This window comes from Aureispira sp. CCB-E (assembly GCF_031326345.1).
In the GTDB taxonomy this organism is placed as follows: domain Bacteria; phylum Bacteroidota; class Bacteroidia; order Chitinophagales; family Saprospiraceae; genus Aureispira.
In genome coordinates this window covers 1,710,958-1,735,413 of the sequence record NZ_CP133671.1, presented here as the reverse complement: position 1 = coordinate 1,735,413, position 24,456 = coordinate 1,710,958, and the positions used below count along the sequence as shown (strand labels likewise).

Annotated in this window: 18 protein-coding genes; 9 read left to right on the top strand and 9 right to left on the bottom strand. The window is 34.8% G+C overall.

Going from position 1 to position 24,456, the window contains the following annotated elements:
- Nucleotides 1–224 precede the first annotated feature (224 nt).
- On the bottom strand, nucleotides 225–521 hold the full coding sequence (locus tag QP953_RS06695) for a putative quinol monooxygenase (protein WP_052592277.1): 297 nt from the start codon (nucleotides 519–521) through the stop codon (nucleotides 225–227).
- An 854-nt stretch (nucleotides 522–1,375) separates the two neighbouring features.
- On the opposite strand from QP953_RS06695, the gene recQ reads away from it, so the two are divergent.
- The gene (gene recQ, locus QP953_RS06690; RefSeq protein WP_052592275.1) at nucleotides 1,376–3,589 is read left to right on the top strand and encodes a DNA helicase RecQ; all 2,214 of its coding nucleotides are present in this window, start codon (nucleotides 1,376–1,378) and stop codon (nucleotides 3,587–3,589) included.
- A gap of 289 nt (nucleotides 3,590–3,878) precedes the next feature.
- On the opposite strand, the gene QP953_RS06685 is transcribed toward recQ, so the two are convergent.
- The 6 genes from QP953_RS06685 to QP953_RS06660 all read right to left on the bottom strand — a co-directional run bounded on the left by QP953_RS06685 (nucleotide 3,879) and on the right by QP953_RS06660 (nucleotide 14,815).
- Nucleotides 3,879–4,616 (bottom strand): transglutaminase family protein, encoded by a 738-nt coding sequence (locus QP953_RS06685; protein WP_309554394.1) that lies wholly within the window; start codon nucleotides 4,614–4,616, stop codon nucleotides 3,879–3,881.
- 159 nt (nucleotides 4,617–4,775) lie between these two features.
- Nucleotides 4,776–5,540, bottom strand: coding sequence for an AraC family transcriptional regulator (locus QP953_RS06680; protein WP_309554393.1), 765 nt, complete (start codon nucleotides 5,538–5,540; stop codon nucleotides 4,776–4,778).
- Nucleotides 5,541–6,995: a GH1 family beta-glucosidase gene (locus tag QP953_RS06675; RefSeq protein ID WP_197043754.1), complete on the bottom strand. Its 1,455-nt coding sequence runs from the start codon at nucleotides 6,993–6,995 to the stop codon at nucleotides 5,541–5,543.
- A 203-nt stretch (nucleotides 6,996–7,198) separates the two neighbouring features.
- The gene (locus QP953_RS06670; protein WP_063832981.1) at nucleotides 7,199–7,948 is read right to left on the bottom strand and encodes a PrsW family intramembrane metalloprotease; all 750 of its coding nucleotides are present in this window, start codon (nucleotides 7,946–7,948) and stop codon (nucleotides 7,199–7,201) included.
- A 293-nt stretch (nucleotides 7,949–8,241) separates the two neighbouring features.
- Entirely contained in the window at nucleotides 8,242–13,464 is a 5,223-nt protein-coding gene (locus QP953_RS06665) for a T9SS type A sorting domain-containing protein (protein ID WP_309554392.1), read from the bottom strand.
- A gap of 283 nt (nucleotides 13,465–13,747) precedes the next feature.
- Nucleotides 13,748–14,815 (bottom strand): glycosyltransferase, encoded by a 1,068-nt coding sequence (locus tag QP953_RS06660; protein ID WP_052592269.1) that lies wholly within the window; start codon nucleotides 14,813–14,815, stop codon nucleotides 13,748–13,750.
- Nucleotides 14,816–15,658: 843 nt separating this feature from the next.
- On the opposite strand from QP953_RS06660, the gene galE reads away from it, so the two are divergent.
- The 7 genes from galE (at nucleotide 15,659) to QP953_RS06625 (ending at nucleotide 22,885) form a co-directional block, all read left to right on the top strand.
- Nucleotides 15,659–16,690: a UDP-glucose 4-epimerase GalE gene (gene galE / locus QP953_RS06655; RefSeq protein ID WP_052592267.1), complete on the top strand. Its 1,032-nt coding sequence runs from the start codon at nucleotides 15,659–15,661 to the stop codon at nucleotides 16,688–16,690.
- Between the two features lie 416 nt (nucleotides 16,691–17,106).
- Nucleotides 17,107–17,598 (top strand): hypothetical protein, encoded by a 492-nt coding sequence (locus QP953_RS06650; protein ID WP_309554391.1) that lies wholly within the window; start codon nucleotides 17,107–17,109, stop codon nucleotides 17,596–17,598.
- Between the two features lie 6 nt (nucleotides 17,599–17,604).
- The gene (locus QP953_RS06645) at nucleotides 17,605–17,949 is read left to right on the top strand and encodes a hypothetical protein (protein WP_052592263.1); all 345 of its coding nucleotides are present in this window, start codon (nucleotides 17,605–17,607) and stop codon (nucleotides 17,947–17,949) included.
- Nucleotides 17,950–18,118: 169 nt separating this feature from the next.
- Nucleotides 18,119–19,540 (top strand): tRNA uridine-5-carboxymethylaminomethyl(34) synthesis GTPase MnmE, encoded by a 1,422-nt coding sequence (mnmE, locus tag QP953_RS06640; protein ID WP_309554390.1) that lies wholly within the window; start codon nucleotides 18,119–18,121, stop codon nucleotides 19,538–19,540.
- 394 nt (nucleotides 19,541–19,934) lie between these two features.
- Nucleotides 19,935–21,017 (top strand): AAA family ATPase, encoded by a 1,083-nt coding sequence (locus QP953_RS06635; RefSeq protein ID WP_309554388.1) that lies wholly within the window; start codon nucleotides 19,935–19,937, stop codon nucleotides 21,015–21,017.
- Entirely contained in the window at nucleotides 21,014–21,694 is a 681-nt protein-coding gene (locus QP953_RS06630) for a DUF4276 family protein (protein ID WP_309554386.1), read from the top strand. The genes QP953_RS06635 and QP953_RS06630 overlap by 4 nt, the downstream gene beginning before the upstream one ends.
- A gap of 120 nt (nucleotides 21,695–21,814) precedes the next feature.
- Nucleotides 21,815–22,885, top strand: a complete 1,071-nt coding sequence (locus QP953_RS06625; protein ID WP_309554384.1) for a Fic/DOC family N-terminal domain-containing protein — start codon at nucleotides 21,815–21,817, stop codon at nucleotides 22,883–22,885.
- A 132-nt stretch (nucleotides 22,886–23,017) separates the two neighbouring features.
- Here QP953_RS06625 and QP953_RS06620 read toward each other — a convergent pair whose 3' ends face one another.
- Both QP953_RS06620 and QP953_RS06615 read right to left on the bottom strand, forming a co-directional pair.
- Nucleotides 23,018–23,629: a hypothetical protein gene (locus tag QP953_RS06620; RefSeq protein ID WP_309554383.1), complete on the bottom strand. Its 612-nt coding sequence runs from the start codon at nucleotides 23,627–23,629 to the stop codon at nucleotides 23,018–23,020.
- Between the two features lie 27 nt (nucleotides 23,630–23,656).
- Nucleotides 23,657–23,908 carry a hypothetical protein gene (locus tag QP953_RS06615; RefSeq protein ID WP_309554381.1) on the bottom strand — a complete coding sequence of 84 codons (252 nt, stop codon included), beginning with the start codon at nucleotides 23,906–23,908 and terminating at the stop codon, nucleotides 23,657–23,659.
- Between the two features lie 174 nt (nucleotides 23,909–24,082).
- Between QP953_RS06615 and QP953_RS06610 the strand changes: the two genes are divergently transcribed.
- On the top strand, nucleotides 24,083–24,346 hold the full coding sequence (locus QP953_RS06610; RefSeq protein WP_309554379.1) for a hypothetical protein: 264 nt from the start codon (nucleotides 24,083–24,085) through the stop codon (nucleotides 24,344–24,346).
- Nucleotides 24,347–24,456 lie beyond the last annotated feature (110 nt).

Below are 24,456 nucleotides of genomic sequence, written 5' to 3'. Positions count from 1 at the left end.
CATTACTACTAAGTAGACCTGTCCTTTGGCTTTTGTGTGACTTAGACAGGGCTACTCAACAAGCTCAATTGGCAAAAAGCTTGGCTGGTAAAAACACAAAAAAAGCACCTTATACTACATTGGTTATTAAAGCTTAAAAAAGCTATAATTTCAAAAACATCTTACGAACAACCAATGTGGTACTATTTTCATATAAAATAAGGTTCAAACTAATGCCATAAACTTTAAGGCAATTCGTAAACATTCTGTACGCTCCAAGCTTCTGCTTTTGCAGCAAATTTTGGTTTTGTTTCTTTCCATATTTCACCAAAAAAATCAGAGTGTCGGTAATTATTCAAATCTTCCTCACTATCCCAATAACTATGAGAAAAAATAACATTGGGCTGGTGAATATCTTGAACAATTTGAAGATAGGTACAGCCTTCAAAATTTCGAATCCGTTCTTTTCGTTCGTCAACAGCTTTTAAAAAACCTTCTACATATTGTTCTTGAAAAGTCATTTTTACAAATCTAATAATCATTATATTTCTTATTTTTTAATTGTTTCGTATCCTTCAACCCATTCTAGGGCTTATAAAAAAGACATAACTCACTCTCTTTAAGTCTAAAGAACGCTAATTTTCATTATAAAAATAATAAAATGATTATAATAAAACTATAAGCTATGTATAAAATAACAACTTAAGCTTATACTTTTTATTTTTGAATATATGTCGAATACCGAGTATTGCCCTGCTTTTATCTATTAGGTACTATTTTTTTTAACTTTTGAGATGTTAATCCTTGCCATAAAATGGAATGGAACCCATGTGGTACCAAAAAGGAATAGTATAAACAAAAATAACGTGACTATACATCCAACTGGAACAACTTAATTATAGCCTATATAACGCGATTACTCAAAGAAATTGAGGGCAAAATTAAATCATCAATAACTTATTATTTATTTAGATTAGACACTTATCCACTTAGGAATAATTTTTGATAGCAAATCAGTGATTTTTTGAACTCAAAAAAAGCTGTAGTGATGCTTTGGCTACACTATGATAGTCCTTTATTACCTGGTTTAGAAACTGTCCTTATTCCATAGAATTGTTGGTATCTTTGAAGCCTGTCCTATTCCTTAAAGGTCTTAAATCAGTTTATGAGTGTGTCTATGAAGCTATTTTTTTGAGTTTTATTAAGTTGAAAATTATACATTTAATTTTGAATTGCTAGTTATTTTTTTGTACTTTCAATACCCCGGTTTTGGGCGCTAAAAGATGTAATAATGCAAAATTCCCCACGCTAGCATGCCAAACATTTTTTCTATATATTTAAGATATAGATTACCTTCTCTTTATGGAGAAAAACAAATAAGAAACTCTTTTCGAGTATGGAAACAGAAAATATAAGCTTGCACGATTCGCTGAAAAAATTCTTTGGTTTTAGCAAATTTAAAGGCACTCAACAGGAAGTTATAGAAAGTATCTTGAGTGGGCACGACACCTTTGTTATAATGCCTACTGGTGGTGGAAAATCATTGTGCTATCAACTTCCAGCATTGATGGTAGAGGGAACAGCGCTTGTTATCTCTCCATTGATTGCGTTAATGAAAAATCAAGTAGATTCTATCCGATCTTTTGCCGATTCAGATTCTATTGCACACTTTTTAAATTCTTCTTTGACACGCACACAAATCAAAGCGGTCAAAAAAGATATTACAGAAGGACGTACCAAATTATTATATGTTGCTCCTGAAACATTAACCAAGGAAGAAAACTTAACTTTCTTTGCCAATACCAATATTTCATTTATCGCTATTGATGAGGCGCATTGTATCTCAGAGTGGGGACATGATTTTCGTCCTGAGTATCGTCGCATTCGTTCGATGATTGAAACCATGGAAAAACAAATTCCTATTATTGCCCTAACAGCTACTGCTACTCCTAAGGTTCGCATGGATATTATCAAAACCCTTAGAATGAGCAATCACAACGAATTTGTCTCTTCTTTTAATCGTGACAATTTATACTACGAAGTCCGCCCGAAAGCAAAAAAAGAAGATGTTCTAAAAAATATTGTTCAATTTGTCAAAAGTATGAATGGCAAATCGGGAATCATTTATGTTCAAAGTAGAAAGGCAACAGAAGAAATTGCTCAACTACTTAATGTCAATGACATTAATGCTGCTCCTTATCACGCTGGTTTAGATGCCAAAGTAAGAAGTGATACGCAAGACGCTTTTTTGATGGAAAAAATTGACGTCATTTGTGCTACCATCGCTTTTGGAATGGGAATTGACAAACCTGATGTTCGATTTGTTGTCCATTATGACATTCCTAAAAGTATTGAAAATTATTATCAAGAAACAGGTCGTGCTGGTCGAGATGGTTTAGAAGGCAAATGCATTGCCTATTATTCGCACAAAGATATTTTGCGACTAGAAAAATTCTTGCGAGACAAACCTGTTTCTGAACGAGAAATGGGTAGTCAGTTGCTATCTGAAATTATAGCCTACTCCGAAACGTCTTCTTGCAGACGTCGATTCTTGTTACATTACTTTGGGGAAGAATATACCGATAGTAGTTGTAGTGAAGAAAAAATGTGTGATAATTGCAAGTATCCTCGCGAAACCATCGAAGCCAAACAAGATGTTCAACTAGCCCTAAGAGTAGTAGAGCAACTTTTAGAAAATTGCCATATCAAAGAGATTGTTGATTTTATCGTTGCTAATAAAACCAAAAATATTTTAGATTTTAAATACGACAAATTATCTCTTTTTGGTACTGGAAAAGATAAAGACGCGCATTATTGGAACTCTATATTGAGACAAGCATTGCTTAATAACTTACTTGTCAAAGATATTGAAACGTATGGCATTATAAAACTAACTCCTGCTGGTCGAACGTTTATAGAACAACCTACCTCTTTCAAAATTGCGTTGAATCATGATTTTATCAAAGAAGCAGAGGAAGAAGAAGCTGCTGCTGCTGAAGCCAATACATCTGTTTTGGACAAAGCATTGTTTAATATCTTGATGGCTGTTCGCAAAAAAGTAGCGCAACAAAAAGATGTACCTCCTTTTGTTGTTTTTCAAGAGCCCTCTATCGAGGAAATGGCGACACGTTACCCTCTTTCTATTGAAGAAATGAAAAATATCTCTGGTGTAAGTGAAGGAAAAGCTCGCCGATACGGTCGTGAGTTTATCAAAGCAATTCAGAAATATGTAGATGACAACGATATTATACGCCCTGTTGATTTTGTCATTAAGTCCGTTGCTAAAAAATCTAAAAACAAAGTCACGATCATTCAAAGTATTGATAAAAAAATTCCTTTTGAGGACATTGCCGAGACGTTGGGCTTGTCTATGGAAGACTTATTGCATGAAATGTATATGATTGTTAATTCTGGAACCAAACTAGATATTAACTATTATACAGAAGAAATGCTCGACGAAGAGATTTTTGAGGATATTATGGATTATTTCATGTCAACGGCCACTTCTGATTCGCTTGACGAAGCATTAAAAGAGCTGGAAGAGGATGACATTTCAATGGAAGAAATTGCTTTGGTTCGTTTGACCTTCTTATCGGAGAAAGCCAATTAATATCTAAGCAAAAATAAATCTATTAGAAGCTGCCAGGAAACGTATCCTGACAGCTTCTTTTTTATAAAACATTAGGGTGCTTTTTTTACTCTTTTATCCTCTTAGAGCAAAAAATGCTTACAAAGATTTATCGAACCATCACTTTTCCTGTAGAAGTTATTCAACAATTCGCCATCATCTCTTAATTCGTAGACTCTCTACTTTGATGGTGGTTTCGTAGCTAAATGGATTTGGAAATGTAGTAACTTGATTCTTCCTTACTCTATAAATTCAATTCCCCCAAAAACAACTACTTTTTCCTTTTCCGTATATTCTGTACATTTTTATTCATAGTATGCCGAACTACGTGTTGAAAGACAAATGCTTTCAATTTTCCTAGTTTTTGTTGGTGCTTGGCATAAAACGCATCGGGTGTATCAAAGCGACCAAAATCTTGGTTGATGCCTTTTTTCTGAATGTAGGTGTGATTTAAATTCCAGTCAATAGGAGGGTTTTGAAACGAATCTGTATAAGCTCCATAACCACAAAAAGTAGTTGAACAATCCCGATTTTGCTCTTGCAAAGCTCCTAAATAGGTTTTATCCAAAATAACGCCTTCCAAAAAATACCAGCTTCCATCGATATACACTTCTACCCAACTATGCAGAATATTTTGTGGGGTTAACCAATACCACAAGCCTTGAACGGCTCCTTTTTGCAAAGCTTTATCAATTGTAAAGCCATGAATTCGATTCGGCACTCCAACACCTCTCAACAAAGCCATTAGCAAGCTTGATTTGGTATTGCATTGCCCATAGCCATCTTTCAGAACTTCAGAGGCTTTAATATCGTCACTGGTATTATACCCAAACAGAATTTCATCTCGCACGTAGTTATAAATAGACTTCACTTTGTTGATCGTATCCAATGCATTCCAATTTTGTTGAGCAATTAATGCTTGTATAGATGGGTGATTATAATCCAAAATACGAGTAGGGCGCAATAACGTATTTTGCATTTGAGGTGTCAGTACAACTGTGTATTTCATTTTTTATTCATTTGTTGCTACTTATTCGCCATATCAACAGAATAGAATTCGTTGGGATATTATCACTATGACAATCGTGTAACTTGTGTTATCAAACTATAATTCTTACACAAATATCCGATGAATAAAAAGAGAAAACATGTACAAAATGGCTATTCTCTATTTGGGTATTTCTTCGCGAAGGGCAGTTTTTATAAACTTAGGCGAAAAGCCAAAGTTTTGTTTAAATACTTTGGAATAATGGGCACTATCCGCAAAGCCGTATTGATAAGCAGTATCTGTAATACTATGTTTTTGAAGGTAGGCGAAGGAATGGCAAATTTTAATCCATAGCTGCGCCCTACGATAAGTAATTCCCAAGACATCTTTGAACAGGTGTAGAAACCTACTCGGAGACAAAAAGTTTTCTTTGGCAATTTCGGCAAGAGGAACGACTCTATTCTTATTCGCTTCGAGATACGACAAAGCACGCTCTATCCGCTCATCTACTAAATGTCGTTGCGTCAAACAAGCACCATTAAATTGCTCTAAACGAACCTTAATTAATTCTATAAATTTTTTAAAATCAATTTGACGGCGAACTAATTGGGACAAAAGTAATTGAACTTCCTCTGCAATAGAGTGTTTTAATAAAATTACGTCATCAGCACTCAATTGAGAAAGAAATTGTCCCATAGAAGTAATTGGACTAAATAAAAGGATTAAATGTCGCCCATTACAAACCAGCTGATGCGTCACGTTACTTTTGACCAATGTACAATCATAAATATGCTTATGCCCATCTGTTGTCATCACTTGTACTGGCATTTCTTCGGCAAAGCTCAATTGAATAGCATAATGCTTATGAAACGCATTGTTGATAAAACGCCCCCAAAACACGCCCCAATTTTGCTCTATGTAAAATTTAGGTTCCTCCTCAAACATCTAGTCGTACAGTTCATCTTTTAAAAACTCCTGAAACCAAAGTCCAGAATCTTTTATCGTTCTTTTTTGAGTATCCCAATCGACATGAACCAACCCAAACCGAGGATCAAAACCTTCTGCCCATTCAAAATTATCCATAATCGTCCACGCAAAATATCCTCTTATATCTACCCCTTCATTTTTAGCCTTTAACACTTGTTCTAGATAGCTCTTATAAAACTCAATTCTACGTGTATCGTGTACCCGCCCATTTTCCAATTTATCGGGCATGGCACAGCCATTTTCTGTAATCATAATAGGAGGAAGATTTTCATAAGCAGCATACTGCTTAATAATTTTGTAAATACCTTCTGGGCAAACCTCCCACCCCATTTCTGTAATCATTTCTGGTGGCACCCCTCTATTTTCTGGCTTTTGCTCAAAGGCCCAAACACAAGGCAGCAAAGCATGCCTAGCAACAAATTGTGTATAGTTTTGTAAGCCTATAAAGTCAAAATCAAATTTCAACTTTTCTAAATCGCCCTCTTGAACATAACGGTGAATTTTATCTAAAAACGGGAAGCGTTCCGTTGGGTAACCCAACCCCAAATGAGGTTCAATGCACAATCTATTAAGGAGAATATCCATTCGATGTGCCGCTTCTACGTGTTTCTTTTTTTGGTTTTTAGGGCTTACATATGCACAAGAAAGCGCTGCTCCAACCTGACCATCCTTTACATTCTCTCGCATAATCCGTCCAGAGGATGCTTGGCACATCAAGGCATGATGAATAGCCTTCAAAAATTTTTGAGGGGCAAAATAACCTGGGGCATGATACATCGCCAAATAGCCTCCTAATGTAAAGCCAATTGGTTCATTCTGTCCAAACCAAGTTTTTACCTTATCCCCATATTCTGTGGTTACTTTTTGAGCGTATTCATCAAACCAATTGATGATGTCTCGATTTGCCCAACCTCCTTTGTCTTCTAAAGCTTGGGGCAGATCAAAATGATACATCAACGCCCAAGGCTCAATTCCTTTTTCTAAACAACGATCAATCACTCGATGATAAAAGTCGATTCCTTTTTGATTTACACGTCCGATACCTTCTGGAAATATTCGAGACCAAGAAAATGAAAATCGAAAAACATCAAAATTGAGTGCTTTGATTAGTGCAATATCTTCTTTATAATTATGATAAAAGTTGTACGAAGTATCCGAATTATGTTTGTTTCGTATTTTATGGGGTTTGTTGTGTGTAAAGGTATCCCAAATAGAAGGACCTTTCCCATCCTCGTTCCAAGCGCCTTCTATTTGATAAGCAGAAGCTGCCACTCCCCATTTAAAATCAGGTCCAAAATCTGCTTTGGTAAAACTAGGGGTATTCATTGGCATTCCTAACAAGTCTAAAGGATTAGAGAATAAAGCAGCACTCAAGGCTGTTGAAGACAATTTAAGAAAATTTCTACGATTCATATATAAGGGGATATTACTTCTTTGTTATTGATTGATATGATAATATTTGGGGGCAGTTAGATTCCCGATTGGGATCTAATAAAATATTGATTTTCTGCCTATAAGAAAAAAATTAGGCGTACTATTTTTTTTCTATACAATATATCCATGCAAATGCTATGCCTCATTAACTAGAAATGTAAAAAGCCTTTGTTCTTCGTTCCTCAAATGCCTCCATCTTCCTCTTTGTCAAAAGCATCTAAATCAATTTCGGTGCTATTCCCTGTTGCATAAGGAGAATTATTAGAGTGTCTGCGAAGAAAAATTAAAGAAGATAAAACTCCAAAGATTAAGGTAAACCAAACTAGGAATTCTTTCATTTGCATAAAAATAAAAAAATCATAGGTTCCATGTAGCAAAATGGCACTCACCAAACCAATTACCAAATACAAATTGCCTTTTTCTTCTGAGAATTTTGCCAAACCAACAAAATATCCCATTAGTATCGCAAAAATAGCATGTCCTGGTACGGCGGTGATCATTCTCAACAAACCAATCTGAAAGGCAACTTCTATATTCGCAGCTCGCACAACTACGTAGAGAATATTTTCAAGGGTTGCAAATCCCATACTAATCATCACTGAATAGACAATTCCATCCATGGGTTCGTCAAATTCTTTTTTTGGGAAAATATAATATCGCAAAAAAATATACTTCACAAACTCCTCACTAAAGGCTACTACTGCAAACGTAAAAGTAAAGGTCATAAACGGATCGTTGATAGCATTGTAGATTCCTAAATCTCGCATACCAAACTCTTCCATCTTGATGGCAGGATAAGTACTAAACATCCCAAAAACAAAGCAAATTGTTAGGTATATAATCGGCTCTCTATCGTGTCTATCTCGCCAATAGATATACAATACAATTAATAATCCTGGCAGTATAGATAATAACAACAGTAATGCTTTCATTGATTTCTTGTTTTAGGACAATGTATAGTTTGAGTGCACAATATAAGATTGTGTGTCAGTTATCACTTAGAAACGCCTTAGTACGTTGTTAGCTAATATAAGTAATCGTTCAAAAAAATAACAAGTAAACTATATTTCTTTTTGCACTACTCTTTATCTCTAAAACACAAAAAGAGCCCCATTTAGGGTGCTCTTCGATAAAATTGTTCTTTGACAATTCTTAGAATTTTGTTGGCATTCTAATAAAATCGTCAAAGAACAATTGGTGTAAGGTTTACTATTCGGTAGAAATGTTATTCTAATTTAGATATTTTTCGTTGCCCAACTAAAACTTGCCCTTGACGAATTCTAAGAATATAAATACCTTGCTCTAATGGTTGAGTATTTAATGTGAAGATATTCTGTCCTTTATCTACTGTTTGTAGGCTCGTTTGTACAATTTGTCCTAGAGGATTAATCAGCTCTACCATTAACGGTTGACTTGTTTCTGAAGACAAACGAATGGTTAAGTTATCTTCTCTTATTGGATTCGGATAAACCTCTAAAATTTGAGTTGAAGGAAGGTCAACAACTCGGATAGATGATAAGTAAGAACTTCCATCTGTTTCATAAATACGCAACCTGTAGTAATTATAACCTCCTTGTGGTGCTTTGTCTGTTGTTTGATAATGCAACGCATTGCTTGCCAACACTGTTTCTAAAAATTCAAACTCTTGACCATCAGTACTTTTTAATACCTCAAAATAATCTAAGTCTTGAATTGTTCCTACTTCCCATGTTAAATCGACTTGTTTTTGATCGTTAGCAATGGCATCAAAGCTCAATAAATCTATGGGTAATAAAACAGGCTCTCGAACAGTTAAAATAAAATGAGAAAAAGAAGCTACTTCAAACTCTATTGCTAAAACAGCTGCTGTAGAAGTCAATGCTTTTCGGTTGGCTCCTGTCAATGGAATAACCGTATGTGGAACAATAGTTGGTGCACTAGATCCTATCGCCGCATTAATATGTGGCACTGCATCAAATTTCCAAAGTTCCAAATAAGCATCGCTCGGACCAAATGCCATCCCATTAACTCCATGAAACGTTTTGACATACAACGAATCCAACTCTGCCTGAGTAAAATACAAGCGTACTTTAGCTCCCACATTGTTAGAAGGAGTAATTTTCCAATGGCGAGGCAGATAAGGGCGACCAGCATAGTACTGTACCGATGATTCAAAAAATACAGATACATCTACATTTTGTAACGAGTCTGCATCACCAGCATTTAAAGAATCTTGTATGGATAAAATTGGTTTGGCATCAATATCATCGTAAAAATCAACCCATGTTCCTGCATTGGTTAGATAACAACTTGCAGTTCGGTCTACCTCTACTAAAGTATTCGGTACATTTTTGTACACCCAAGCTGTATCTATCGCTGGAGCAGTTCGGTTGTCACAACGATAAGTCGCAATATCAAAGGCATAAAATCCAGAAGCAACGACAGGACGACGAAGGCTAAAGATATAAGGTGTGCTGGGGTCATTGTCATCATCGTTTACTTGAATGGTATCGGCTCCTGTATTGCCTAAGCTATCGTACCAATTGTAACGAATATCATAAAAATCATTTCCTGTAATAGCAACTGTAATATCAACACTATCTTGTCCATCACACACCGTTACAATTGGTGCTTGTGCAGTATGCGTAGAAAATAACAACGAGAAGTTCCAAATACCTGTAGCCGTTCCATTGATATTGTCACTATTGGTTCCTGTATAGAAAAACAGATCATTATCTGCCGTACCTGTATTAGGGTTGATTCCTCGTGTCGCTTCGTTGTCTTTTATTTTTACAAAATCCAAGCATGAATGATCGCCCCACTCCTTGTGGAAATAAGATTTTCGGCTACTTGGATAGGTTTCTATATTAACAAAATTAGTTCCTGAACCATTGGATATAATTCGTCCATGAGGGGCTTTGAGGTGTTGCTCTGTATTTTGATATAAATAATAAAAATGCCCTCCTGCAAACTCGATGCTATCCATCAAATTATCTCCTCTCAAGTAAACAGTCCCTAAAAAATTGAGGTGTTGATAATCCGCATAACTTGTAATATTAGAAATCTCATTAGCTCCCATAAAGTTAACTACCCCATATTGAATTCTATTGGCATCGTAGCTACCACTGTTTCTTACCGTACGCCAAGTTAAAGAATCGTATCCCATGTACATACGCAAGTTGTAAGCGGTTATATTATTATCATAAAAATTAATCGTACTACTGGCTCCTTTCACATCTATATTGCGGTGACCATTGGGAATAAACCAAACATTGGTATAACCATTATCAGGATTACGTCCCAAACAGTGCATATTTACAGTAGATGTTCCCAAGTCTAATTCTCGCTCTGATTGTCCATAAGAGTAAAATGCATTATACAAATTAAGCGTGTGATTGTTGGTTCTCAAGGTTCCTTCTTTTAACTCTAAGATACCATGCCAAGCTCGGTGAACATTCTGCAGTGTAAAATCATCTACCAAATCCCAAACACCATTTGTTCCTCTAAACGTAAGGTAGCTATTAATCAACATTGTATTACTTGTTTTAACAATACCTCCACTTCCAATAAACGTTATTTTGCCCGTATAATCATACTGCGTCATTGGTAGATCAATCAATAAACTTTCATTGATAAACAGATTGCCTGTTGGTGCGGTAAAACTACGACTCGCCAATCGAATATCGGCTTTAACCCAAATGGTTTTACAAAATGCAGCTCCTTCTATAAAACAACTATTGCTTGTTCCAGAAAATGATAACGCATCAAAAACAACGGTATCAGCACTAGAAGGGATACAAACACTATCCCCTACCAAACTAGCAGGATTACTGGTCCAATGCCCTGGATCACTCCAATCTCCTTCAAAATTAGCAGGATCACCATAATGTGCCCTCCAATATAGCGTTGTAGCTGTCGGAGAAGTCGTAAAATTGATCGCAGAATTTCCACCTCCATCAACAGAATTCACTGCATTGATAACAGGATTACCCGAATTGTCCATTCCTTGGATAAAAGCATACTCTACATTGGAACTTCCCACACTCAATGTCATTGGGTTTCCATTAAATGTTCGAATCGTAATGGGTTCTCTACAATCACCAACTGCATTTAATGTTCCCAAGACCTCTATTTTAGAATTTAAACCTGCATTTGCATGCGTAGGAGCATAATAATTAGAACGATATGAATCAAAGACGTATTCTTTGCCTGCCGTTAAATTCATATCACCATTGTATGGTCCATTGGGCTGATCTCCCAATACTCTTATTTGTGTATAATAAGTAGGATTACTATTCCAATAGTGGAAATTTCCATCCTCCAACATCGTCAAATCACCATGAACAGTCATATGATGCGCCAAACCATATAGTTGGCTATGAAAAACTGTATTTGGAAAATGTGCTGCTGGTTGTGCACCAGTACAATTCCCACAAGAAGATCCATATAGATAGATTCTTCCATCACCATTGGTTACATTGCTACAATTCGAATAATTGTTATTTCCCCAAAAATGAAAGGTAGTTGTCCCTGTATAAGAAACACCATGTTGGTAACCGCCATAATCTCTAAAAGGATAGGCACGGTGGTAAGTCAAATGACATTCCACACTATCAAATTGACGCTGATGAATGTACAACTGTCCTAAGTTCATGGTAATGTTGTCGGCATGGATGTAAGAATTAACCAAGCCTTGCAACAATCGAGCTGCCAAGGTATCTACAACATGATAATTGGCATAAGGTTGTAATTGTAATGTAGGGTATACATAGACTCCTTTTGTAATAATACTATCTGGATCAGCCCCCCACAAATTGAAATTACGACCAATACAACGCACACTCATATCTTCATCTAGCTCAAGCGTTCCAAATATATTTAGTGCTTGTGTCGTTTGATTGGTATATAACTGCGGATACATCTGAATTCGATGGTCTATTCCTGACAGCCAACGCATATCGTGGCAATAAGCCATCGAATCAATTCTCATCCTATGATTGCCTGATACAGGGAAAGAAGCGCCATCAAAATACACATCATCGGCTGGTGTTGGTAGACATCCTGATGCAACCCAAGTTGTCCCATTCCACTCTTGCCAGTTCAAAATGTTGTGCCAATAATGCGTTGAGGCGGTTGCATTGCTATATTGAAAACGCATTCTTCTAGCCGTGGGGCTATTAATTGTCCAATTCGTATTCCCTCCCCCATCAATACTATTATTAGCAACATAACTTTGACCATTACTCACATCTCCCTCTATTCCATTTAGGATTACTTTATCCAATACCAATGTTGTCCCTGGTGTTTTTTTGATAATTTTCCCAGGTGTGCCTTGCCAACTCATTATCACTGCAAAATCGTCGCAATCTGAATCTACAAAAACGTTTTCTACTGTAATTTTAGGTGAGCGATGATTAAAACGATAAAAATGTCCACCATATAGATAAAGATTTTCAATAGTTGCATTTAAGTTGTCATAAAAATAATTGTCATTATGCAAAAATAAATGCTGAATGGTTGGACTACTACGTCTTAAATAAGTATAGTAACGAACATCTGTTGTTATGGTATCATAATTCACATCACCCAACCAAAGTTGTTGTGCATAGGCTAATTCTTGTGGGTCTTTGACCAAAATATGCGATCCTGTTGCATCAAAGAAACTATAATTGGTTCCTGCTGTATTAAAATTACATATCCATACATAATCTGCATGACCAATTAGTTGAATGTGGGAACCTGCTATATTCAATTGTCGCGCTGAAAAACTAGTACGATAAGCATCAAAGCGATCTAATATCGCATCTTGTCCATTAAAATTTAAATACCCCCTATAAAAGTAGCAAAACCCTCCGTCTATATCTAATCGTCGACTGTAGTGGTATTCTTTGGGATCATCTATGTACAAAAAACTTAACAATCGAAATTCTGTGGTATCACTTCCTTCAAATACCACTTGTTTTACCAGTAATTTGTGCCCATTGGTTTGGATTGTTGCTAATTTATCATGAGAACGAAAACGCAAAGAACCGTTGAAATCAAAATCTAATTTCTCTGTAGATGGCAACTGAAAAATTCCATATACGTCTAGATTGATACTTGAAGGACCTGTCACTCCTAAGGTATTGGTCTGAAAGGCAATTTTCTTAGCCAATGTTGGGATATTTGTATCCCAATAAAATGTACCACAGTTGGCATTGTTGCTTACTGTTATTACAACAGAATCTGATCCAGTTAATGTCGTTGGAAAAGCATCTGCCATGAAATACACACTATTATTAGAAATAGGGACTTGCGATGGAATTGCTCCTGTTAAACTGTCTAATCTCCATGAGTTCAAATCGGTCCATTCTCCACTACCTTGCACTGTATTGGAACTAGTTCCGACCCAGTAATAATCATGTCCAGGTTGTGCAAAAAGATTAATGGTGGTGTACAAACAAAAAAGAAGTGTAAATAACTTTTTCATACAAAGGGGGATTGTAAAAAATAATTAAAAGACGTCTGATTGACAAACGTGTTAGCTCTATTAATTGATTAATGAGGTGCAAATTTATGCGAAAGTTCAAACAGATGAAGTGTAGTTCTTGCCAAAAAACAACCATTCTTGCCAAAACAAATTTACCTTGTTGAATCTGTTCTATTTTTCGGGCACAAGATAGAGTAGAAATCCCTTGAACACAAGGCTTTAATATTTTTTTTACAATAAAAAAATGTTTCTATCACAAGTCTAAAAACATATTAAAATTGCTCTATTTTATATAGCTTGAAATTATATTTCCCAATTGTTTTGGTGTATATTTGATAAAAGGTTTAGATTCCTTTTTCGCCAAAGAATCAATGCTTTGTTTCAAATCTAAATTGGCTTGTTGTTGAGTTATAAAAAATCCTTTTTGGGCTAATCTTCTTGCCAAATATTCTTGCTCTGTCTGTCCTGGTGTTGGAATTAATAGAACTTTTGAGCAACCTAAGGTCAATAGATCCATGATGGTACTATAACCTGAACGAGCAATAACTATTCTACTCTCTTCAATTGCAATTTGTAAGGCATCCGAATCTAAAAAAGATTGCCATCGAATATTAACAGCCAATTGTTTTTCCTCTACTGATTTGGGTTTTCCTCCAACAATCAAAAACTGATATGGCAATTGAGTGGCTTGTTTTATAACTTTCTCTTCCAAATACGTGCGTTGTGGCTCGGGACCTGATAAAACAACAATTACATCTTGACGGGCAGGGCGTTTTGACATCTTAGACAATCTAGACAATGGTCCCAAATAGGCGATATTTTTTAAACTAGTTTTGTGTGCTAAATCCCCTGCTATATTAGGTTCTAATTCATAATCTGGCACCCAACAAGCATTAAATTTTTGAATAAAAAAATGATTGCACTTTGCTACAAACGCTTCTATATATCGATTGGGAACCTGAATATTAAGTTGATGTGTTATAAAAATAGACTGAATTTTATGATGATACATTCCATAACGATTATCAGAAATAATTGTCGTAATTTTATATTCCTTGATAATAGAATTCAACTTTCTACGTTCTAAACGTATTGCTCTTAGAATTTTGGGTACCTGAGGTAAGATGTTTAAAAACATATTGCTCCCCTTGTAGTGAATACCGTAAGTAGGTAATTCAATCGTATTCAAATGGGGATATTGCTGACGAAGAAGGATCAATGCTTCTCCATCAGAAGCTAAAACAACATTGGCGCCTTGTTGTTCTAATTCATCAATAATTGGAATGCAACGAGTGGCATGTCCTAATCCCCAATTCAAAACAGCAACAAGTATATTTTTAGATGTTTCCAAAAGATTTAATTATAATAATAGTTCAATAGCACTTCGTGTAGAGGACAAAGTGGGATACTTTTTGTTGGTAATATTACGAACATTTAGCATTAGGTGCTTGTTAGGGCAGACACAATCATTGATAACAAATAACAAGACACAACAGCTTCGCAATAAAGAGTAACTACTTATCATAACTAGATTAACTCATCATTACAACTGTGTAATTTTACAGCAATCATTTGGATTCTACACCACAAAACCTGCCTTTTTAATAAAAAAAATTTAACTTAGTTGTTCAAAATGTTATTTCATGCAGCTAAGTGTATAAAATTGTAAAGACTATGAAAAATACAAAAAAGCTTTTAGTTCTATTTGTTGCCTTGGTGCTTGTTGTTGGAATGACAGGCTGTAAAGCTGGTTGCGGTTGTCCTCATTGGTAGCCCATCTCCAACACTTCGTTAAAACCATTCCCAGACAAATCAATTAACACAATAAATAAAATAGTTCAAGTATGAAATTAGCTGCAAAGAAAATAGTTGTGGTTTTATTAGCAATCGCCATGGTAGTAGGTATGAGCAGTTGTAGAACCCAGCAAGGATGTCCTAGTAACTTTTCACTAGAAATTAGTAAGTAAGTAACACGACAAGTAATCCATTATTAAAATATAATTTAGGTTCTTACAGGTTCGCAGCACATTCCCTACTTTAGTTTGTTTTAATTTACGAATGTACTTTTTTATCTTTTTGGTAAAAATCAACGAACTAGCAATACTATATAGTATTTGCATGTATTGAATACACTGTGTCCTGTTTAGTAATTACTTAAATTTTTTGTTTACAAGAAAATTGATACCTTTTAGAAATGTCTAAAATATTGGTAACTGGTGGGTGTGGTTATATTGGTAGTCACACCATTATTGATTTAGTAGAAAATGGTTTTGATGTAATTTCTATCGACAACAATGTCCGATCTAATCCTGAAATTTTGGATGTTGTTGCCCAAATTACAGGTAAAACGATTCCTAACTATGCTGTTGACCTTTGCAATTTAGAAGCCATTAAAACGGTCTTCGAATCACATCAAGATATTGTCGGCATCATACATTTTGCAGCATACAAAAGTGTGCCTGAATCGGTTCAAGAACCATTAAAATACTATCAGAACAACCTAAACAGTTTGCTCAATGTATTAACTTGCATTCATCAGTATCAGATTCCTAACTTTATATTCTCTTCTTCTTGTTCTATTTATGGCAACACCTCTGTTCTACCTGTAACGGAAGACACTCCTATGTCAAGAGCAGAAAGTCCTTATGCTAGTACCAAACAAATGGCGGAGAGAATTATTGAAGATTTTTCTGTTGCCAATCCTAACATTAATAGCATCTTATTGCGTTATTTCAACCCTGCGGGTGCCCATCCTAGTGGTTTGATGGGAGAAATTCCTCAAGCGGGAGCCTACAATGTTGTTCCAATTTTGATGGAAGCATTAACAGGAGCTAGAGATCAGTTTACGGTTACAGGCAATGATCACGACACTAGAGATGGTAGCTGCATCCGAGACTATATCCATGTTATGGATGTTGGTAATGCGCATACAAAATCCTTACAATATTTGCTTAACAATAAAAATAATGCTAATTGTGAAGCCTTTAATGTAGGCATAGGGAAAGGTATTTCTGTCTTAGAATTAATTACCGCCTTTGACAAAGCGACTGGGCAAAAATTAGATTACAAAATTGGTCCTCGTAGAGCAGGTGACGTTTCGGCCATCTATTCTGACTACTCAAAAGCAAACAAACTGTTGGGCTGGACGCCAAAATATAATGTTGACGACATCCTGTCTACTGCTTGGCAATGGTTTCAAAATGGATCTACTTTTGTAAAACAATAGCTCTTTTATTACTTTCCACCATTTCATTCTAGCTGGCAAGCACTTGCTTTCCCATTATGGCTAAATTCAACCTTATTGATTGATCAATAAGGTTGAATACTTAAAGACAATAGCTAACAGTGCAATTACTACAAACAATCATCCTTCAATAAAATATCGACTTACTAAAACGATAGGAATAAAATTTGTGTTATTGGCTATGTATTAATGATTATCACGAATGTAATTCTTATTAAGAATAAAACAATTGGTTTGCTATAGCCTTTTTTCCTTTGTCTAACCTATCATCAAAAGACGCGTAACCTCTGTTTTGCTTTTTTGATGAAGAAAAAAAGCAGCATAGTTCGCTTCTCATACATTCCGTTCAATCATTGTTATGATAATATCTTAAAATTTAGTCCACCATAAAAATACCAATGAAAACTTTTTTTTGTATCTTTTTGTTTAGTTTTATATTAATGAATACTGGTTTGCAGGCTCAAATCAAACGCAATTTATACACTTATCAAGCTGCTCAAGTCGAATTTTGGTATCCCAGTGAGTGGCAAATAGACGAGGAGGATAAAGTAGCAACATTGCAAAATGATGATGGTTCTCTATCGATTACGTTTTCTATCATGGAAGCTGATCAAATAGAAGAAGCCCTAATTGAGTTGGAAGCAATTATTCAGACTCAATTGACACAGCCTAATATTACGACAGAACCCGAAATTATAGAGTTAAATGGGATGATGGGAGTTGTATCTGAATTAGAAGGTAGCATTAATGGTAGTCCAGTCCAATTGGGAGTGTTTATTATAGATAGTCCACAAAATGTATTATTGGTCTTGGGGATGGGACATGAGCAAACCTTACAAAAAAATAATAAGGTGCTAGACAAAATTATAAAAAGTATTAAACCGATTTAAATAAGAATGGAAGTAGGATTTTTTGTACTGGGCTTGATTGCTATACTAGGGACTTTTTCGTTGTATAGAAATGGTCAAAAAAATAAACTTATTCATGCTGTAATCAATGATTTCCTGGACAAAAAAAATGGTTTATTGGTCGGCGTAGATAGACCCAATAATTCGGGTCCTTTTGAAGACGAGTATTATGACCATCAAGGGGATAATTTATACCAAAACCTAGGCTACCAAAACAATGAAACAGTCTATAGAAAAGTTGCTTACCAGACTAGTGATGGTTCGAACAAACAGGCTTGGGTTCAAATTCGTATTGAAAACTTGAAGGTTACCTATATTGAATGGAAAGAATAGTACTTCGTACAAAATTGGCGTTCCATTGTTTTTAGAGCAATTCATTCCTAGTTTAAGTTTTTAGTTTTAACTTTGTTCTTGAATTATTTTTCATTTATTCAAGGTATAGAAGACCATTCAATAGCTATAAAAATCGATACCTTGTTCTTTATTTATAATACACTTCACTTTGTACAACTTCATTGATCTCCAAGACACTATAGTTGCCTTAGCTACTCCTGCTGGTAGTGGCGCTATTGGAATTGTCCGCCTTTCTGGCAACCAAGCTATCTCAATTACCAATGAAGTCTTTCAAGCTAAAGACTTACAACAAGTTGATTCTCACACGATTCATTTGGGATATATTCGCGATGAACAAAATAAAATCATTGATCAAGCTTTAGTTTCTGTTTTTAAAAACCCACATTCTTACACAAAGGAGGATGTTATAGAGGTTTCTTGTCATGGTTCTCGTTATATTCAGCAACAACTGATTGAACTGTTTATTCGCAAAGGTGCTAGAATGGCTAGAGAAGGGGAATTTACATTGCGTGCTTTTTTGAATGGTCAAATGGACTTGTCTCAAGCTGAAGCTGTGGCTGATTTAATTGCTGCCGAATCTGAATCAGCACACCAATTGGCTTTGTCTCAAATGCGGGGAGGTTTTTCGGATCAAATTAAGGAGCTCCGAAGCGAATTAATTCATTTTGCCTCCATGATAGAACTAGAATTGGATTTTGGTGAGGAAGATGTAGAATTTGCCAATAGAGAAAAACTGCAAGAACTCGTTCAACAAATTGTTCGGATTATCAAGCGCCTTTTAGATTCCTTTCAATTGGGCAATGCCATCAAACATGGCGTCCATACGGTATTGGCTGGTCGCCCCAATGCAGGAAAATCAACGCTTCTAAACGCTCTGCTCAATGAAGAACGAGCCATTGTTTCTGACATTGCGGGAACAACAAGGGATACCATCGAAGAAATACTCAATATTCAAGGGGTTCAATATCGCTTAATTGATACCGCAGGCATTCGAGAAGCAACCGACCAAATAGAGGCTATTGGGGTCGAAAAAACGTTGGAACAGGTTGCCAAATCTGCCATTCTAATTTACGTCTACGACCAAACGACATTAAGCCCTTTAGAGGCACAAGCTGATCTTCAAAAATTGGCGACAGCGGATATGAATATCATTGTTGTTGCCAACAAAGCAGATTTGCATTCTCAAAATCAAGCTCCATCCTCTCTTGAAGAGAACGATACTCTAGAAAAAGTTACACAAAATTTGACGACGCCATACACTACTCTATCGCTTTCTGCCAAGGACAAAACGCAAATTGATCAGCTCAAACAATTGCTTTTTGACTTGGTCGCTTCTGGGCAATTGCAACAGGATAGTAGCATTGTCTCTAATTCTCGCCACTACGAAGCGCTTCAATCTGCTCTACAGTCTTTGGATGCTGTTTTGGAAGGATTGGAAATTGGCATTTCTAACGATTTTTTAGCCATGGACATTCGCCACGCTTTAAATTACTTGGGTGAAATTACTGGCGAAATCTCTACGGATGATTTGTTGGGGAATATTTTTTCTTCTTTCTGTATCGGAAAGTAATTGCTGCAAAATAAAGTCAAATCTGGCGTGAATAAAGTTATTCTATTATCTAAGACATAACGCAGTTGTTCACTTAATCATCAGATAGCACTTTTCTAACTTGTAATATAGTAGAAAAACAGGTTCATATTTGAGCCTTGCTTTTTCCTTTTTGTCGTTTCAATTGATTGGCTTGTTTTTATAATTGGAATATTATTGTATTTTGTGATTTAAGCTTATTTCTTCTAAGGATTTAGGTTATTTTCTTCTCATAAAACAAAAAGATTATAAATTTTGTACTAAGAGTACAACTTGTAAGCTTTGCAACTTTAAGTAAAATATTGCGTAAAGGTAAAGCCCTAGATAAGTTTCGTTTATAATTTCCCAAAGTAGAAGTTTTAAAAGCACTCAATTAATGATAGATAGCATCGAAATCAATAACTTCAAATCTATAAGAGAATTAGATCTCACATTAAAACCTATCAATGTTTTAATAGGTGCTAATGGTGTAGGTAAGACTAATTTTATAGGTTTTTTTAAGTTGCTTAATGTTTTGTATAAAGATGAACTCCAAAAATATATTGCAACTCATGGCAAAGCGGATAGTTTTTTGCATTTTGGACGTAAAGTTTCAGATCATTTAAAAGGGGAAATTTATTTCAAACAATTTAATAACATTAACAGTTATGCTTTTGAATTAATTCCTAATCAAGCCTCCAACTTAATTATAAATAAGGAAGATAGTGGCTATGGTTCTAAGTACTCAAATATAAGTTACTATAACTATTGGGATTTAGAATACAATAGTCATGTATTAACAAATAGTACCTCCTATAGAGATAAGTATTTACGTGACCATTTTAGAAGTTTCAAAATATATCATTTCCATGACACAAGTCGTACAGCAGCATTACGCACTCCCTGTAATTTGAAAGATAATAGATTATTGAAAGAAGATGGTTCAAATCTTGCCGCTTTTTTATACTTATTACAAGAAAAACACCCTAAGAGTTTTAAATTCATTACTCGTACTGTACAATCTATAGCTCCTTTTTTTAAAGGTTTTTCATTAGAACCTGATGAACTTAGCCCTGATATGATAGAGTTAGTTTGGGAAGAAAAAGGTTCAGATATGTACCTAAATGCCCAAAACTTATCAGATGGAACAATACGTTTCATAGCTTTAGCAACCTTGCTATTACAACCAGAACCTCCTAGTACTATCATCATAGATGAACCTGAACTTGGCTTGCATCCTTTTGCCATTAACAAACTCGCAGGTTTAATCAAAAAAGCTTCTGTCAAAAGTCAAATTATCTTATCAACTCAATCTGTTAACTTAGTTAGTAACTTTGAACCTGAAAGCGTAATAACGGTAGATAGAGCAGATGGACAGTCTGTTTTTAAACGACTAGATAGTCAAGATTTAAAGAATTGGTTAGAGGATTATTCTTTAGGTGATTTGTGGACAAAAAGTGTTATAGGGGGGCAACCATGAAAAGATTAGTATTTATTGTTGAAGGGTATAGCGAATTAGAATTTATAGATAAATTAGTACGCCCTTATTTTGCCGAGCACTACCAATTTTATCAAATAGAAGCATTTTGTCTCCAAACAAGTACAGGAAACAAAGGTGGTTTTGGTAAGTATAAACAGCTAAAAGATGACATTCAGAGAATCATTAGGGGAGGTAATACTAATGTAATTGTTACAACATTTTTAGATTTTTTTAGATTACCAAATTCTGTCCCTGAATATCAGAAGATGCTCAAAGAATCAAATATTGATAAAAAAATATCAATACTAGAGGATGGATTTTCAAAAGATATAAAGAGTAATAAATTTATACCCTACATTCAAAAACATGAATTTGAAGCCTTACTTTTTTCTGACAATTGTGGATTTGAAGAGCTTTACGAAAAAAAAATCTATACTAAAACACAAGCAATCATTGAATCATATCCTAATCCAGAAGAAATAAATAATAACCCAGATACTTCTCCATCTAAGAGATTGATTCGTATTCTTAATGAATATGGTGATACATACGATAAAGTAACAGAAGGAAATTTAATTGCAGAGGATGTAGGTATCAACAAAATGTTAGAAAAATGTCCACGATTTAAGGCATGGATAGAAACATTAGTGGAGCGAGTGATAGAAGACAAAGAATAGTAACTATTGCAAAAAATGCAACAGTTCAAAAATACATAATGAAAAGAAACCTCAAATAGCCTATTTCTCTAAAGATTTAGGTTATTTTTGAATGAATAGGATCAATAAGCAATCCAAGCAATGAACCCAAATTACAAAATACAATCCTTACCATTATCCTCTGACTTAGAAACAAAGGCAATTCTAAAACAGGCGATTAAAGCCAACAAAGCATTAGCCGAACTCAAAGGAGTTGCTAGAACAATTCCTAATGAAAGTATCTTAGTGAATACCTTGATCTTAACAGAAGCAAAAGAAAGTTCAGCTATTGAAAACATTGTTACCACACACGATGAACTATTCAAAGCGGATGTTTTAGAGGAAAAGGTAAAGAATTTGAACACCAAAGAAGTAATGAACTATGCAAGTGCTTTGCGTCAAGGATTCAATTTAGTACGTAGTAATGACTTATTGATTAATCGTTATATTCTTTCTATCCAAGAAGAACTAGAAGGCAATGCAGCAGGGTTCAGAACTCAAGCAGGTACAACCCTAAAAGATGGAGAAGGAAACGTTGTTTATACGCCACCACAAGACATTCAAGAAATTGAACGTTTAATGGAAAATTTAGAACAGTATATCAACGATGATTCTTTAGATGATTTAGATCATTTGGTAAAAATGGCAATCATTCATTTTCAATTTGAAAGTATCCATCCTTTTTATGATGGCAATGGTAGAACGGGGCGTATTATCAATATCTTATACCTGTGCTTAAAAGGCTTATTGGATAATCCTATTTTGTATTTAAGTCGCTTTATCATACAAAATAAGGCTAAATACTACGAGCTATTGCAAGATGTTAGAGACAATGATAATTGGGAGGAATGGATTTTGTACATTCTAAAAGGCGTTGAAGAAACTGCTTTAGAATCTATTCAAATTATTAAGTCTATTAGTGCTTTAATGTTGAAATTCAAGCAAGAAATTAGAACCAAACTGCCTAAAATTTATAGTAAGGACTTATTAGAGAACTTGTTTAAGCATCCTTACACTAAGATTGAGTTTTTGCAACAAGACATTGACAAAGTCAGGCAAACAGCAGCTATCTATTTAGATGCACTTGTTGATATTGGTCTAATGGAAAAAATAAAGCATGGAAAAAGTAATTATTATATCAATAAAGAGCTATTTGCTTTGTTTACTCAATAGTCATGTTAAAAAAACACTCCTTTTCTAACATGAAACAATAACGTGTTAGAAAAAAGTGATTTTTCTAACATGAGAAATAAACGTGTTAAGAAAACTGCATTTTTCTAACACGTTCTTATTTTCTCTAAAGATTTAGGTTATTCTAAACCCTTTCAAATGCCTAATAGCATCATTATTCGCATTATAATACTTCTCTTCTAACTTCTTTAACTTTTGATATTTGGGTGTGGGTTTGCCTCTGTAATGCGTCTTTTGATACTTAGGACGATTATAGTATAATTCGTTTCGTAGGTTATCCAAGCGGCAACTTATACCAAAGGAACTATTACTGATAGCCCTGTACAGTTTTGATTCCTTCTGCTTTTCGTAGTAGAGGTTTTTAAATGCTGTACGATGTACAAAGTGTGCGTTCCCAAAAGGGCGTATTAATTTAGTACAACGTTTCCCCGTATGCCCACAAACAAAATAATATCTATATCCATTCTTTAGATTCGTTTTTAATCTTGTGATGCCTATTTTTTGATCGTAACGTTTCCCTTCTCTAAAGAAGCACAGCTCTAAAATGTGGGTTTCTGCCTTGTATTTAAGAAAAATTAGATTATCTGTTAGTTCCCAATATTTAGATACTTCTAAAGTTGCGCTTAAATTCTTGTTTAGAGCAAAGCTTTTAGAGGGATTTAGCATTCTTATATCTAATGTGTGGCAACCTTCGTAAGAGGGTGCAAAATTGCCTATTCTACCCATTAAATGTACTGATTTAAGGTTTGTGTTTTAGAGGGGGGCTTCTGTTGTGGGTTCGGTTGGTTTCGCCTTGGGTAAAACGTATTCCATTATCTTTAAATAAAACTTGATACGGTCTGAACGCCTTGACGCTTGTACGTCCTCTAAGATCGTTTCAAAGTTTTCCTCAATGTAGTTGCTTAGTTTTTCTTTGAGCAGTCCGTTTACTTTGTTGGGCGTTCCTTTTGTGCGTCCGCCTGTTTTTGTTTTTCCTTTTTGGAATTGTCCTTTAGTCTCGTTCATTCCTCTACTTTTCCCTACTTTAGAGGCAATGTACCTCTATACACAAAATACGATTTTTAGGCGATAGAATGCATTTTAAAAGTTCTTTTCCAAGAATATTAAACAAAGTTTTATGTATATTCATCAATAATATTAAATTTCAAAAAATATTAATTTCATACTAAAACTAAAATTATGGAAATCTTACACCTTGTATTGGCTCTAGTTATAACTTTTGTCTTTATGCTAATTATGAGAGAACTCGTTATGTGGTACTGGAAAATTAATAGACTTGTAAAAGGAATTGAAGAAATTAAAGAGCTTGCATTTTTAGTCTTACAAAAAGATTTAGAAGAGAAAAAAGTAACCGTTATTAATATAGGAACAAATAAGGAGATTGAATTTACAATTAAAGAATATTTAAATCATCCAAACAAAAATTCTTATAAACCTAAGTAGTTTTGTCCTTTATAGACAACGCTTTTTAAGCTTTTAGATCATTTTTGTATCTTATTTGTACCTCATTAATCATAAACATTTAATAATCAACAAAAATCACTTTCTGTATC